Annotated in this window: 12 protein-coding genes; 10 read left to right on the top strand and 2 right to left on the bottom strand. The window is 41.5% G+C overall.

Translation table 11 applies throughout. The annotated features are described in order from the left end of the window. Nucleotides 1-30: 30 nt before the first annotated feature. The 5 genes from L0B18_RS12130 to L0B18_RS12110 all read left to right on the top strand — a co-directional run bounded on the left by L0B18_RS12130 (nucleotide 31) and on the right by L0B18_RS12110 (nucleotide 4,898). Nucleotides 31-1,038, top strand: coding sequence for a hypothetical protein (locus L0B18_RS12130; RefSeq protein WP_234572047.1), 1,008 nt, complete (start codon nucleotides 31-33; stop codon nucleotides 1,036-1,038). Between the two features lie 181 nt (nucleotides 1,039-1,219). Further along, complete coding sequence (locus L0B18_RS12125) at nucleotides 1,220-1,990, top strand: electron transfer flavoprotein subunit beta/FixA family protein (protein ID WP_234572046.1); 771 nt, start codon at nucleotides 1,220-1,222, stop codon at nucleotides 1,988-1,990. A gap of 27 nt (nucleotides 1,991-2,017) precedes the next feature. Then, entirely contained in the window at nucleotides 2,018-2,995 is a 978-nt protein-coding gene (locus tag L0B18_RS12120) for an electron transfer flavoprotein subunit alpha/FixB family protein (protein ID WP_234572045.1), read from the top strand. Between the two features lie 169 nt (nucleotides 2,996-3,164). Beyond that, on the top strand, nucleotides 3,165-4,487 hold the full coding sequence (locus L0B18_RS12115) for an FAD-dependent oxidoreductase (RefSeq protein WP_234572044.1): 1,323 nt from the start codon (nucleotides 3,165-3,167) through the stop codon (nucleotides 4,485-4,487). A 108-nt stretch (nucleotides 4,488-4,595) separates the two neighbouring features. Beyond that, nucleotides 4,596-4,898, top strand: coding sequence for a ferredoxin family protein (locus L0B18_RS12110; protein ID WP_234572043.1), 303 nt, complete (start codon nucleotides 4,596-4,598; stop codon nucleotides 4,896-4,898). A 79-nt stretch (nucleotides 4,899-4,977) separates the two neighbouring features. Here the strand turns inward: L0B18_RS12110 and L0B18_RS12105 are convergent, their stop codons facing one another. Beyond that, entirely contained in the window at nucleotides 4,978-5,310 is a 333-nt protein-coding gene (locus L0B18_RS12105; protein ID WP_234572042.1) for a carboxypeptidase regulatory-like domain-containing protein, read from the bottom strand. A 252-nt stretch (nucleotides 5,311-5,562) separates the two neighbouring features. On the opposite strand from L0B18_RS12105, the gene L0B18_RS12100 reads away from it, so the two are divergent. Beyond that, complete coding sequence (locus L0B18_RS12100) at nucleotides 5,563-6,723, top strand: acyl-CoA dehydrogenase family protein (protein WP_255695631.1); 1,161 nt, start codon at nucleotides 5,563-5,565, stop codon at nucleotides 6,721-6,723. 45 nt (nucleotides 6,724-6,768) lie between these two features. On the opposite strand, the gene L0B18_RS12095 is transcribed toward L0B18_RS12100, so the two are convergent. Next, complete coding sequence (locus tag L0B18_RS12095; RefSeq protein ID WP_234572040.1) at nucleotides 6,769-7,527, bottom strand: DUF3078 domain-containing protein; 759 nt, start codon at nucleotides 7,525-7,527, stop codon at nucleotides 6,769-6,771. A gap of 439 nt (nucleotides 7,528-7,966) precedes the next feature. Here L0B18_RS12095 and L0B18_RS12090 point away from each other — a divergent pair, with 439 nt between their 5' ends. From L0B18_RS12090 to L0B18_RS12075, 4 genes are all read left to right on the top strand, one after another. Further along, entirely contained in the window at nucleotides 7,967-10,888 is a 2,922-nt protein-coding gene (locus L0B18_RS12090; RefSeq protein ID WP_234572039.1) for a lamin tail domain-containing protein, read from the top strand. 42 nt (nucleotides 10,889-10,930) lie between these two features. After that, a complete protein-coding gene (locus L0B18_RS12085; RefSeq protein WP_234572038.1) occupies nucleotides 10,931-11,269 on the top strand; it encodes a hypothetical protein in 339 nt (112 codons plus the stop codon). Between the two features lie 223 nt (nucleotides 11,270-11,492). After that, nucleotides 11,493-12,017: a hypothetical protein gene (locus L0B18_RS12080; protein WP_234572037.1), complete on the top strand. Its 525-nt coding sequence runs from the start codon at nucleotides 11,493-11,495 to the stop codon at nucleotides 12,015-12,017. A 208-nt stretch (nucleotides 12,018-12,225) separates the two neighbouring features. Next, on the top strand, nucleotides 12,226-15,507 hold the full coding sequence (locus tag L0B18_RS12075) for an amidohydrolase family protein (protein WP_234572036.1): 3,282 nt from the start codon (nucleotides 12,226-12,228) through the stop codon (nucleotides 15,505-15,507). Nucleotides 15,508-15,558 lie beyond the last annotated feature (51 nt).

Here is a 15,558-nt window from a genome sequence, read left to right as displayed (position 1 = left end):
CTTATAACCGAACCCACCAATTTTACCTCCATGGAAACAACCACAGCAGCCAAGCCAAAAGCTTTTGGAAAAGCATTTAAACTTTTAACAAAAACAACGCCTTTCTTGGGACTTAACATTTTGGTGTACGGCGTATTTTTCCTGGTATCGGTTATTTGGTTTAGTGTTTTCGGGGGACTCGCTTATTTCTTCGCTGAACGGGTGGAGTTGCTTGCCTATCTCTTTTTTATCGTAGCTGTCGCCGGTCCTTATTCAGTCCTTTACTTTGGCCGCCGTTATATTCTCTACCTTGTGAAAGGAGCTCATATAGCTGTACTTACCAAATTTTATGTAAATAATGAACTTCCTGATCAGAAAACTCAAATTGCATACGGGCGTGAAATTGTTGAGACTAATTTCAAAGATGTCAGCATTCTCTTCGGACTCGATCAGTTGATTCATGGTGTAGTGAAAAGATTTACGCGCCGTTTTGTGCGAATTGTTGATTGGTTACCTCTTGGCGGAGGTGCTACAGATGTTGCCCGTTGGGCGGCAAAGATTGTTGAACGATCTCTTAGTTATGTTGATGAGGCCATTCTTTCCTACGCAATTGCAAAAGATGAGGAAAATGTTTGGAACAGCGCCCGCCATGGAATTATTCTTTATGCTCAATCCTACAAACCCATTTTAATGTCAGCATTAAAAGTGTGGTTTCTTGGCAAAGCTTTCTACGTCGGCTTGCTCATTATCCTGGGTATTCCCGGCGTTATTATGATGATGTTATTTGATGCCATCTGGTTTCAGATTATCACGATAGTTGGCGTATTTCTCCTTACTTCCCTGATTATTCGTGCCATTTTTGAACCCTTTGCAGTTGCATACACACTTATCACGTATCATGAATCTATTCAAGGAGTTACAGTGAATAAAGAGTGGGATGAACGGCTTCAATCCATTTCATCAGAGTTCAAAAAAATCGTTGATCGGGCGACAGGTTTTGGCAAACAAAGTACAAGCCAAACGGATGCATCTGTTCCGTCAGGCGACTCTGAGATCTGATCTTCCTCTTTTTAAAAAATCTCTTCTTATTCCTTACGGCAAGCCTTAATTTGGAATCCATACATTGATCTCCCGATTGATTTAAGGAAAGATTGGCCTTAATCTTTTTGGATCATGTTTTGTATATTCATTGATGCGCTGGAAAAGCGTTTCCATAACAATTTTAAATCAAACATCAAGTATGAAAATAACGGTTTGTATAAAGCAGGTTCCCGATGTAAATGCTCCTCTACAAATTAAAGAAGGCAAACTCATACAGGATACTGATCGGAATATTTTAAACGCCTACGATGCTTCCGCTGTTGAAGCGGCCCTGGTTTTGAAAGAGGCTCACGGTGCCGAAGTGGAGGTTTTGTTAGTCGGCCCGGAAAAGGCGAAAGAAACCATCCGGAAAGCTCTTGCAATGGGGGCTGACAAAGGAAATCATATTATCACCGACACCGACAGTAATTTTGATTCTTTTGCGTATGCAAAGGTATTATCCGCTTTCTTCAAAAATCAAGAATACGATTACATCTTTTGTGGAAAACAATCGCAGGATACGGATGCCGGGCTGACCGGGTCCATGCTCGCTGAATTCCTGGATATTCCTTACACAACCAATGTAGTAGGAATGGAAATGACAGATGGATTTTTAACAGTGAAACGGCAGGGCGATTTAGGACAGGAATTGATTGAAATTCCTTCTCCGGGTTTGGTAACGTGCTCAAATGACATGAATGATCCACGGATTCCAAACCTGAAAGGCATTATGCAATCCAAGAAAAAACCGGTGGATACCATTTCATTAACAGATCTTGGTGTTGATTTTTCAGCTGGATCCATAAAAACCAAGACGCTTTCTTTCGAGGAGAAACCTGTTCGCCAGGCCGGAAAGAAATATGAAGGCGAACCCGATGAAATCGCCCGCGAAGTTGCACGGCTTCTCGACACTGAAGTAAATGTTATCTAATCAGACAAAGAATTTAAAGAAATAAGAATGAGTACTTTATTAACCTATATTTCCGTCAATGACGGAAAAGTTAAACGTTCCTCTCTCGAAGTTCTCTCAAGATGTAATGAAATTGCTGAAGAATCGGGGTTGGATTCAGCTGCTTTAATCATCGATTCAAATGCCAAAGAGGTTGCACAGAAAGTTAGCGGTTACGGACCATCTGCGATCTACACAATCCAGGATCCTATTTTTAAAAATCACCTGAATGGTCCTTTATTGAAAGCATTGGCAAAGGCTGTGGAAGAGATCAATCCAAGATTACTGGCCTTTGCATCCACAGAAAGTTCAAAAGACATTCTGGGAGCTTTGGCTGCAAACCAGAACGCCCCTGCCCTTTCGGACATGTCGGAATTTGAATTGACTGATGAAGGCGTGAAAGGAAAACGTCCCGTAATGGCATCGAAAATCATCTCGTCTGTTGAGGCAAAAGGAACCCCGGTTTTTATTACGGTAAGATCCGGTTCCTACGAAGCAACCGAAAAATCTGCCGATGTTGAAATAAAAGAAATCGACTTTTCTTTTGATGAGAATGACTTGAGAATCACTCTGAAAGAGATTATCGGGGCTACCGGGGATAAAATTGATCTCTCCGAAGCAGAAACTGTTGTGGCTGCCGGACGAGGCGTTAAGGATGAAGAAGGCCAAAACCTGGTCGAAGAACTGGCTTCTCTTTTGAATGGCGCAATTGGAGCTTCACGAGCCTTGACTGAAGCCGGCGTTTATGATCCAAGTCTTCAAATCGGCCAGACCGGAAAAGTTGTTTCTCCACAACTTTATATCGCCGTTGGAATTTCAGGAGCCATCCAACACGTTGCAGGAATGGCAAATAGCAAAGTGATTGTTGCCATCAACAAAGATCCCGATGCACCTATTTTTGATATTGCTGATTACGGAATAGTCGGAGATCTCTACCAGGTACTTCCACCGTTTATTGAAGAGTTGAAGAAAATTAAAAGTGAGTAGTTGGAGTAGCAAGTAGCAAGTAGCAAGTAGCAAGTAGCAAGTAGCAAGTAGCAAAATTTATGAACTTACTTGTTTAACAGTATCGGACGAAATATACAAGTTGTCATTAGATTCATATTTCAAAACCTCTCAATACTTAATACTCATTACTCAATACTATTAGTGTTCTATGGACGAAAAGTTTGATTGCATAATCGTCGGTGCCGGGGTTGCCGGGCTTTCTGCAGCCATGACTCTGGCCCGTAATAACATGAAATTCCTGTTAATTGAGCGAGGGGAATTTGCCGGGGCAAAAAATGTATCGGGCGGAGTTTTATGGGGAAATGATCTTGCCAAACTTGTACCCGAATACTGGAAAGAAGATGGTGGCTGGGATCGATATATCAATCACCGGCGGCTCAGTTTTATGGATGAAGAATCCTGCTTCACCATTGATTTTAAATCCTCTCATTTTAATGAACCTCCCTACAGTGGTGTTGTTGTCCTTCGTTCCAAATTTGACAGGTGGCTGGCCGAAAAAGTACAGGAAGCAATCGACGAAAGTGATTTCGCAATGGACTCCTTTATCGCCACGAATATTCTTGTTGAAGAAATTTTGTTTGAAAATGACAAAGCTGTGGGCATTAGAACCGGTGATGAAAAATTCTATGCGGATTCTGTGATCCTTGCTGAAGGAGTAAATAATCTGTTGACTCGCCAGGTCGGTTTGCAAAGTGATTATGTCCCGGCTGCCCACGTATTGACCGGAATCAAGGAAATCATTCGGTTCGATCAAAAGAAACTGGAAGATCGTTTTCAACTTCGGGAGAAAAGCGGAATGAGCAATGAGTTTGTCGGATTTGCCACAGATGGCGTTGAAGGCGGCGGATTTCTCTATACGCATCGAGATACTCTTTCCGTCGGTCTTGTTTTGGGAGTGAAAGATCTCAGAGAAAAGAATAAAAAACCTCAGGATATCCTTAATAAATTCAAAACACATCCTGTTATTGCAGATATGATTGAAGGCGGAGAAATCGTAGAATACTCGGCGCATATCGTTTCCTCCGGCGACAAACGCATCATGCCCAAAAAACTGTATAAAGACGGACTCTTGGTTTGCGGCGAAGCAGCCAATTTACTGATGAATGCCGGTAAAGCCATTCAGGGAATGGATTATGCAATGCGTTCCGGAATTCTTGCGGCTGAAACCATTGCCAAATCAAAAGAAAAAAATGATTTCAGCGAAAACGCTTTAATAGAATATGAGAATGCATTGAGCGAGAGTTATGTGATGAAAGACATCAACAATTTCCAGGATGCCGTTCACCTGTTACATGATCCGGTTATGACACAAAAAGTGCCAAACCTGATTTGTGACTTCGGGCGGAATTTCTTCACCATCAAAAATGAACCCACAAAGAAAGCGCGAACGATGCTTAATGATTCCGTAAAGAAACATGCTTCCTGGTGGGATTTGATGAAAGTAGGAATAAAAGGTGGGAAAGCACTATAAATGAATGTGATTCGTGGGAACAGTTGGTTATTGGTTTAGAATTAAAAAACCACTTACCACTGGCTACTGACAAACAAAAGAAACTTATTACTAAAAAATTCTTTCGAAATGAAATTGCTAAGTCTTCCCGAACGTCTCGGCCTTGTGAACTACAGAAATCAGGCAAAATCAGATATTAAACCTCATATAAAAGTAAATACGGACATTTGCAATTCTACGTGTCCTCATAAAGCAACGACGTATACCTGCCCTGCAAATTGCTACACCATTGATGAGAAAAACGTGGTTCACTTTCAGGTAGAAGATTGTATTGAATGCGGCACTTGTATGTATGCATGCGATCAGGGAGCGGTAAGCTGGGAATTTCCTGATCCTGAAATCGGGCGGGGTGTCAACTGGAATTTTGGATGAATCTGTTTTGATTATTCCGGAAATAAAAAAAGCCCTCGCAAATGGAGGGCTTTTTAAATAAGTAGTTAAGACGTATAAGTTACATTTCAGGGGTAACTTCAATCTCTACATTGGCCCCTGCCTCTGTAACATCTACTGATTGTTCTGCTGTCTGATAACCATCAGCTTCAACAGTAAGAGTAATACTTCCGGTTTCTACCTCTTCAAAGGTAAATGTACCGTACTCATCAGTAGTGGTAGACAGTTCAGTACCCGTAAGGGTTATGGTAGCATTCGTTACAGCATCTCCTGTTTCCGCATCAACCACACTTCCTGTGATGATTGCATAGGCTTCAGTATCTGCTTTCGTTGTTTCAGGGTTTGTTGTAGCAAATGCGATTCCAAAACTAAGAACCATAACACTTGCTAACATTATTGCTTTCTTAATCATGATGTCCTCTTGCGCTTTTATCTTGAATTATTGTTGATTGAGCAAAGATGATGAATTCATCTTGTTGTTATTTTTTGGTACATCCGGCACGCAAGAATGTTCCAAAAATCTTTTAAAAAACTAAATTCTAATATTTCAATTCTTTAAAGACAGGAATAATCAAATGAATTTGGGAAGATAACCGTTATATTTTGGAAGCGTTTCCATAATTTGAAATTAAATCCTCGTACACATTTGAATTCCCCTGAAAAAACTCATTATCTATCATTCGAATTAACGCAAGATCATCAGATGATCCGGGAGAGTGTCCGTGATTTTACGGAGCGATATATTGCACCGGATGTTATTCAGAGAGATCAGGAAAAAAACTTCCCACACGAAATTATTAAAATGCTGGCAGACCAGGGATTGCTTGGAATCTATCATGATGAAAAATATGGTGGTGCCGGATTTGACACCGTCAGTTTTTGCCTGGCTATCGAAGAGATTGCTCGATGGGATGCCTCAATTGCTTTAACAGTTGCCTCACACACCTCTCTTGCCAGCGGACATATTGCCCTTGCAGGAAATCATCATCAAAAAGAAAAATATCTCACACCTCTTGCAAAAGGAGAAAAGCTTGGCGCCTGGTGCCTAACAGAACCTGGTACCGGCAGCGATGCATCTGACCTGAAAACCACTGCTGTAAAAAATGGCAATCACTGGATGTTAAATGGAACCAAAACATTTATCACACAAGGCTCCGTTGGCCATATCTATGTTGTTCTTGCCCGAACAGATCCCGAAAAAGGAACAAAGGGAATCAGTGCATTTATTGTTGAGCGGGATTGGAATGGCGTTGAGCCGGGAAAATCTATTCACAAACTTGGAATGAATACATCCGATACATCAGAAGTTATTTTCGAAAGTGTGAAGGTGCAGGAAGAGAATCTGCTTGGCGAACTTAACCACGGGTTTGTTGACACCATGAAAGTTTTAGACGGCGGACGAATCGGCATCGGGGCGCTTTCGGTGGGCATTGCGAGAGGAGCTTTGGAAGAATCCATGAAATACGCCAGGGAGCGCAAACAGTTTGGAAAATCGATTGGAGATTTCCAGGCCATTGAACATAAGATGGTAAACATGGCTGTTGACATTGAAGCCGCGCGCTTAATGGTTCATCGGGCTGCATGGAATAAAGATCAACAAAAACCATTTACAAAAGAGGCATCGATGGCCAAACTCTTTGCGTCGGAAATGGCGGAACGGGCGACTCTCGAAGCCATCCAAATACATGGTGGATACGGTTATACAAAAGAGTATCATGTAGAGCGCTTTTTGCGAGATGTAAAATTGATGACGATAGGCGAAGGTACATCCGAAATTCAGAGATTAATCATTGCAAGAGAAATATAGAAAGAGCTTGGATACGAGTAGTTCTTTTCTAGCACATAAAAGTGTTCAAAATATTTTTAGAGATACACCTGCAGACAGAACTTCTTTCATCTGAAACTGGCTCGAGAAATCATTGTCGTATCTTAGTTCGAATTGAAAGGTGGCACTTACTACCTTATTGATTTCTCCATGCAACTCGTTATACCAATAGATGTCGGTTTTTTTCAAACCATTCAACAAGTTGGTAAAGGTTTCAAAACTCGCCGTATAATAAATATTTGTAAAAATCTCTTTCTTATAGTTCAAACCGGTAGACACACCTCCCTCCGAAACAAAATGTTCTCCGGGGTTGAGCCCGTAATTCACTGAAAGATCCCCATTTTTAATAATTGTTTGTTTTAATCCGATCCCAACTTCCATCGTAAAGAAATCGTCAGGTGTATAGGCAAGTCCCATACTTTCTGTGATATATGCGGGTGACAAAAAATCGGAAATCAATGAATCGCTTTCCCCTACCCCTGCATTGTAATTATATCCTTCATCGAATTGGGTTTGAAACCATGTGGACACGTATACGGCTAACTTTTTTTCGTCTTTAAAACTTTTGGTAACCCGGTTTCGAATGGACAACACATCATCTGTTTTCCGAATTCCCTGGCCATTATTGTAGGATTGCCCATACTTTAAGTTGACCCTGAATCCATATCCTCGTTCACCTTTACGGTTCAAAAGAGTAAAAACCGAAGAGCCCGTTCCGCTGACTGAACTAGCACCTCCCTGAGACCAATTGTTGTATGCAGCTTGTGATCCATTTAAACCAGCCATCCATATAGTATCCCAACCTTGAAGTGTATCCGGAATCGATATTGCTTGAGAGTACAGTGGTTGGGCGGTCAAGAAAAGCCACAAAACTGACAAACAGGCTTTCTTATAAAACGTCATCTTTCATTAGTTAATAGCGAGCAACTTTTCTATTTATACTAATCATAAATAAGCGATAGATGTTCCTCTTTTTCCAGCAGATTTTTCAACATTTTTAAAAAAACTTTTTCTTAATCCCGGAAAGAATCGGCAATTCATTTGACTTCCTGAAAAAGGAGGTTTATAGTATAAGTAGATTTAATTCATCAGGGTTTGGCTTTTGGCAGTGGTAGCAGAGAGATTTTTGGGGTAAACACAATAGCCTTTCTCCTTTTCGGTATAGACTAACCAACAATACTTTGGCAGGTTTTTCATGAAAAAGAATACAACTATTCTTTTCTCCATGCTATTATTTTTTATGTTTTGGAGAACAGTAGAGGGACAGGTAAGAATAAATGAAATTCGTTCAAATGATGATAGTTCGGATGATATTGAATTCATCGAACTCATAGGAATTGCCGGGACTGACCTAAGCGGATACGAAATATATCATGTGAATGGCAATGGAGATTCAGAAATTTTCACCCATACTATTGGGGCATTTGTTATTCCCGATGATGGGGTTACCGATTCTGAAGGTAATGCTTTAGGATTCTATGTACTCGGTGCTGGTGATTTCTCTTCCGGGGCTGACGAGTCAATCTCTTCAAGTCTGCAAGGCGGTCCAGATGGAATTATTCTTTACGACGAATCGGGTAATGTAATCGACGCCGTTGCCTGGGGTGGTGTTGGTGATATTAGTAATGATATCACAACTTCCGGTTCACCAGAAGCTGACAATTACCTCCATGAAATCGGCTCTGATTCCGACAACGACAACAGCCTTCAGGCACCAAACAATGTTGTAGGTGATAATGGAAGTGGTTGGACGTACGAGGTTGCAACGGTTGGCTCTATTAATGCTTCTCAAACAAACGGATCAATTGTTATAATCTCGTCTTTAAAGACAGAACCGGCCAATCATGTTACCTCTTTTAATGCAACGGGTTCTGTAAATTCTGTTGGGTTAACCTGGACCGATGCATCAGGCACTCCAGCTCCTGATGCTTATCTAATAAAAGTAAGTGATACTGATTTCGGTTCTATTTCAAATCCATCTGACACGAATACCGAACCAAATGATACAGATCTGTCCGATGGTTCCGGAGCGCTAAATGTAAACTCTGGTGAAGAATCTGCAAGTTTTTCAGGTCTGAATGAAACAACCACGTACTATTTTAAAATATTTTCCTACACAAATACAGGTTCTGATATCGATTATAAAACTGACAGTGCCGTGCCCCAGGGTGAGGCAACCACTCTCGATACTCCTGATATTGTTTTAAACGAATTTTTGGCTGATCCGGATGGGGATGCGAATGGAGACGGAAGTACCGATTCAGATGATGATGAATTTCTTGAATTCGTTAACACCGGAACTGCGGATTTAGATATTTCTGATTGGACCATAGAAGATTCAAATAGTACTACTCATACATTTGAAAACCCAACAGTTCTTAAACCAAATCAGGCGGTTCTGGTCTTTGGCGGAGGAACACCAACCGGAAAATTTGGTGGCGCCATTGTCCAGACAACCGGAAGCCTCAGTCTTAACAACAGCGGAGACGATATTACTCTTAAGAATAATTCAGGAATAGAAATCATATGGTACACCTACGGAGGCACTGAAGGATCATCAAATCAATCCTTTACAAGAAGCCCGGATCTTACCGGCAACTTTACAGATCATTCAACTGCGGATACTCATGACGGTTCACCTTTCTCGCCGGGAACCCGAATTGGAGGATTCCCATTCCATCCCTGGTTAGAAATAACCGGAACAGAAGGTTGGCGGATGCTCTCCACTCCTACCTCCAATAATTCATATGATGATCTGTTAGGTTCCATATGGACACAGGGAAGCTCAACAGGGGCAAATTATTCAGGTGGAGCACCAAATGTTGTTACGTATGATGGTACCACTTTTAACGCTGTGGATGATCTTACAGGGCCGATGGATGAAGGTGAAGGGGTTTTGGTATTTGTCTACAGTGATGATAATCATAACGAGTCGGAAGCAAATAGTGGATTTCCCAAAATTTTGGAAATGGCTGGCACTGAAAATTCAGGAACGGTAACTCCTTCCATTCACTCCGGTTCAGGAGGCGAAGCCACACTGGTGGGAAATCCATACCTCTCTCCTGTTGATTGGGATTTGTTGGATAAAAATAATCTCACAAATACAGTTTATGTCTACGACCATAGCTATGGAACACCAATCGGTTCTGACGTTGAAGCCAGTGAGGTAGCCGGAAGCTATCGGGTTTGGAATGGAAGTTCCGGATCTTTAAATGATGGAAGAATCGCACCTTTTCAAGGTTTTTGGGTGATCACTGACGCAGCCGGTTCCGCATCACTAACGATCGAAGAATCAGACAAAGTTATTGGCGGTACATTCTACAAAGAGAAAATTGATGAGGCAATTTCCATTCATTTGAAAGCTGAGACAGACAAGATGTTTAATGAAGCTTTCTTTTCATTCAATAAAGCTGGACAACCTGGAATGGATTCTTTTGACGGACTTGAACTTACTCCGCTCGACCATGATGATTATTTAAGCTTATCCACAGAAACGGAGGGAATCCTTCTTGATATCAATAATCTGCCAATTGAGTTTACCGAAGCGCTTGAAATTCCACTTCACATAAATGCATTTCAAGCCGTTGATGAGGGTTGGACAACAATAAGCGAAGAAGTATCCCTGACTTGGCCCGAGTTAAAAAACATTCCAATTGAGTGGTCTCTTATTTTAAAGGATAACCAAACCGGTAAAACCGTTAATCTCAAAGAGACAGATTCCTACAAATTTCTCTCAGCAGGCAGTTCTGCAAAAATTGCAGATAAGAAACCATTTCACCCATTGATAAAGAATCCACTTCAAAGAGAAAAAGCTCCGCCGGAGAATCGTTTTACTCTCACCATTTACCCTGATTCAAAAAATTCCACAAACAACGATATACCGGATCGCTTTGCACTGCGACAAAATTACCCGAACCCGTTTAATCCAACTACAAATATCGACTATGAAATCGCGGTTCAGTCTGACGTAGAATTGAGCATTTTTAATGTAATGGGACAAAAAGTAGCGACACTTGTCAATGAATCAAAAGCTCCCGGTTCCTACGCGGTAACATGGAATGCATTTGACATGGCGAGTGGCGTCTATTATTATCAATTAAATGTAAGTGGTGTAGTATACACGCGTCAAATGACTTTAATTAAATAGTATTGATTGTACCAAAATGTAGACCGAGCTGTATTCATCCGTTTGAGTGAGGAAAAAGTGTTTGATAAAAATTTAGATCGGGAACTCAGAAAAAAGCTAAAAAAGGAAGAACGTAAAAATGAATTGGAAAAAACTCAGGATGAAAAATATGAAAGTTATTTAGATGCAGCTGCCATCTTTTTCGGAACCTTAGTTCCGCTCTATATCTTATTTTATATGGCTTACCGAGTTTTCATGTTCTCAATTGGTTTCGCTTTAAGTATGTTAAGTCTGCCCTTTACATGGATTTTACCTTTGATTCACGCAGCCATCTGGGTTGCTTCGATTTATAGTGTTTACCGTAAGCGGTCCGTTTTGGATGAGCTTATTCAGTGGTTATAGCGGTCTCAATTTTTTCTACATTCCAAGCTCACTAATTCTCATTTCTTATCCTTTCACTCTCAGCATTTTACGCTTCTAACATGAAAATGCTATTTAAAGTAAATCATCATAACTACAATTTTATCAATAAGATAGATTCATTTATTACACTATTTTACTGAGTGCAACTTAACTACGGGACAACGTTAGAATGTATATAACCTGTAATTAAATCATCACTCTTATGAAAAAAGTAATAAAAGCTGCAACGGCTCTCTTATTGATGACGGCATTCTTTATTTCCTGTGGCGGTCGCGGCCCTGTTGGCCCGGAAGGACCTCCCGGGCCCGCAGGACCAGAAATTCTGCCAACCTCTTTTGAATTTAACGCAACCCTGACTTCCGGAAATGGATTTGAATTCTATAAAGATATTCCCGGATCCATTGAAGTTCTTGATCAGGATATTGTCTTGGCTTTTGTATTGGAAGGTTTTGATGGAGATTATGAAGTCTGGCGGCAACTTCCCATTACGGAATTCAATTCAAGAGGAACTGTTCTTTTTGATTTCGATTTCACCGCAATAGATGTTCGAATATTTCTGGACGCCAACTACAACTTATCCGCTTCCGATGGTTACCAGGATGTTCTGATTCGTGCGGTTCATATTCCCGCAGATTTCGTGGCGAAGATGAAACCTGATGCATTTGAAAATATCCAATCTGTGGATGAGCTGGAACAATTTTTGGGAATGGAAATAGAAAGACTTTAAGAGTTTTTACCCCTAAAGTTAACGTGAAAATGGCGGCTTTGATCAGGTCGCCATTTTTTTTTGAGCAATCCGGACATTGTATTTTTCTTGCCTATTAAATGATCCTCAAAACCATCAGTTCGTTGTTCGAAAAAATACGATTCTATTCTTCGTTTCTCCTCAACTTTTAGTAACATCAAGCAAATCAAATCAAAAAGAAATATTTGTTATGATAAAGCGTCTGCTGCTATTTGTGTTAACCATCTGTTGCACTGCCACTCTTTCCGCTCAGGATTCAGAAAATAATGATGAAAAATGGGATGTAACTCAACACAGAGCTGAAAGTAAAGAGATTAGTTTTGAAACAACCGAAGGCACCTGGATGAACCTGGACGTAAGTCCCGATGGAGAAGAAATTGTTTTTGATCTGCTGGGAAATATTTTTGTGATTCCGATAGAAGGCGGTGAAGCAGAAGCCATTCGGGAAAGTGTGGCTTATGAAGTACAGCCAAGATTCAGTCCGGATGGCAGCAAAATTTCTTTCACAAGCGATGCCGGTGGCGGTGATAATATTTGGGTGATGAATCGCGACGGATCAAACGCAAAACAAATAACTGAAGAAGGCTTTAGACTTTTGAATAATGCTTCCTGGACGCCGGACGGAAATTATCTGGTTGCAAGAAAACACTTCACCTCCACACGCTCACTGGGAGCCGGAGAAATCTGGATGTATCATATTTCTGGTGGATCAGGAATTCAATTAACTGAACGGCCGAATGATCAACAAGATGTGGGACAACCCTTTGTCTCTCCCGATGGCCGCTACGTGTATTACAGCCAGGATGTCTATCCCGGTGGATTTTTTCAGTACAACAAAGATCCGAACAGCCAGATTTATGCAATTAATCGCTATGACCGTCAAGAAGGTAAAATTGAACGCGTAACCGGTGGTCCCGGCGGAGCTATCTCTCCTACCGTATCTCCTGATGGATCAAAACTGGCGTTTGTAAAAAGAGTTCGGACAAAATCCGTTCTTTACATCCGTGATCTTGAGACCGGAATTGAAAGGCCTGTTTACGACAATATGAGCCCGGATCAACAACAAGCCTGGGCTATTTTTGGGCCCTACACAAATTTCGACTGGACTCCGGACGGACAACATCTTGTTTTCTGGGCCCAGGGAAAAATCAACAAATTGAATGTAGAAACTCTGGCAGTCGAGGAGATTCCGTTTGAAGCTGAAATCAATTACGAAGTAGCCGATGCCGTTCATTACAAATTTAATCCTGCTTCTGAAACATTCACTGCGAAAGCTATACGCCATGCCGTAACGTCTCCGGATGGAGAAACACTGGTGTTCAATGCAGCCGGATATCTCTGGAAAAAAGAATTACCCAATGGAACTCCAGAACGGCTCACAAATGATTCGAACCTGGAGTTTGAACCTTCGTTTTCTGCAGATGGCAGTAAGCTGGTTTATGTTACCTGGAATGATGTGGAAATGGGAAGTATCAATGTGTTGGATATCACAAGAAATAACGCTTCGCCACAAACTATCACCAACAAAAAAGGGATTTACCGCGAACCCTCGTTTTCCCCTGAAGGAACTTCTATCCTGTTCCGGCGAGAAAACGGTAATAATCATCAAGGGCATGCTTACACGGTAAATCCGGGAATTTACACCATACCGGTTTCAAGTGGTGAACAGACGTTGATTTATGAGAATGGCGAAGATCCTTCTTTTAGCGCGGACGGGAAACGAATATTTTATCTTGGCGGCTCTTATCTGGATCGTGAATATAAATCAATGAATCTGAATGGAGAGGATCACAAAACCCATTTCACGTCTAAGTATGCCAACAATTTTGTGCTTAGCCCTGACAACAAATGGGTGGCATTTAATGAATTGTTTAAAGTGTACATCGCTCCTATGCCGCAAGTAGGAAGTGGTATTGATTTAAATGCAAATACCAAAGCGATGCCGGTCACGCACGTTGCAAAAGATGCAGGAATCAGTCTTCATTGGTCGAATGAAGGCGATCAGCTCCACTGGACACTCGGCCCAAAATATTACTCTGTTGAACTCCAAAAAGCCTTTGATTTTCTTGAGGGTGAGAACAATGATGAACTCCCCCTTGAGAGCAATGAAGGAATTGATATTGGACTCGAGTTGGACCTGGATATGCCCGCCGGTACTATTGCTTTTACGAATGCCCATATCATTACTATGAATGGAGATGAAGTGATTGAAAATGGAACGATCGTCATCAGAGAAAACCGGATTTCCGCTGTTGGCTCATCAGAAGAAATGGATATCCCCGAGGATGCCCATGTTATTGATGTTGAAGGAAAAACGATCATGCCCGGCTTGGTTGATGCACACGCTCATATTGGGAATTTCCGTCAGGGTTTGAGCCCGAATCAGCAATGGGAATATTTTGTAAACCTGGCATATGGAGTGACAACAGCCCATGATCCTTCGTCTGATACGGAGATGATTTTTTCACAATCCGAAATGGTAAAAGCGGGAAATATGATTGGGCCAAGAATTTTATCATCCGGAAGAATTCTTTATGGCGCCGAGGGTGATTTTAAGGCGGTTATTAATAGTCTTGATGACGCAAGATCGGCCATCCGGCGAACAAAAGCGTTTGGTGCTACTTCAGTTAAAAGTTACAATCAACCCAGGCGAGAACAGCGCCAGCAGGTTTTACAGGCTGCCAGGGAAATTGGCATCAATGTAGTACCCGAAGGTGGTTCAACTTATACCCACAATATGTCCATGATCATAGACGGCCACACCGGCATTGAGCACAACGTTCCCATTTATCCGCTTTACAAAGATGTGTTGACACTGTGGTCGAACACGGATGTTGGCTATACACCAACGCTCATTGTGAACTATGGCGGAATGAGTGGCGAATTTTATTGGTATCAACATACAAATGTGTGGGAAAAAGAACGCCTGCTGAACTTTACACCACGGTCTATCATTGATTCAAGATCCCGCCACAGAACAATGGTTCCGGAGGAAGAATATGAAATGGGACACATGTTAAGCGCTGCTTCTGCGGCTGATCTTCATGATATGGGAGTAACGGTTAATATTGGAGCTCACGGCCAGTTACAAGGCCTCGGCGCGCATTGGGAAACCTGGATGTTTGAACAGGGCGGAATGAGTAATCATGAAGCACTAAAAGTAGCTACCATTAATGGTGCAAATTACATTGGAGTTGGCGAACACCTCGGTTCTCTTGAAGAAGGAAAACTTGCTGATTTAATTGTAATTGATGGTAACCCGCTCGAAAATCTACAGGAAACAGAAAATGTTGTGTATACAATGGTAAATGGCCGGTTGTATGATGCAGCGACAATGAATGAAATTGGTAATCATCCGAAAGAGCGTCTCCCCTTTTGGTGGGAACAAATGGATCATGATGAACAGTTCGACTGGCATGCCATTATCGAATCCGATAACGTGATTCAGTGCAGTTGCCAAACAAACCATTAATTTCCAGTTGTCAGACGTCAGCTGTTAGCATTCAGAATAATTATGATGACT

The sequence above is a fragment of the Rhodohalobacter sp. 614A genome (genome assembly GCF_021462415.1).
Lineage (GTDB): Bacteria > Bacteroidota > Rhodothermia > Balneolales > Balneolaceae > Rhodohalobacter.
Note: the sequence above shows the minus strand (reverse complement) of the source record. Positions and strands in the feature narration are given on the sequence as shown.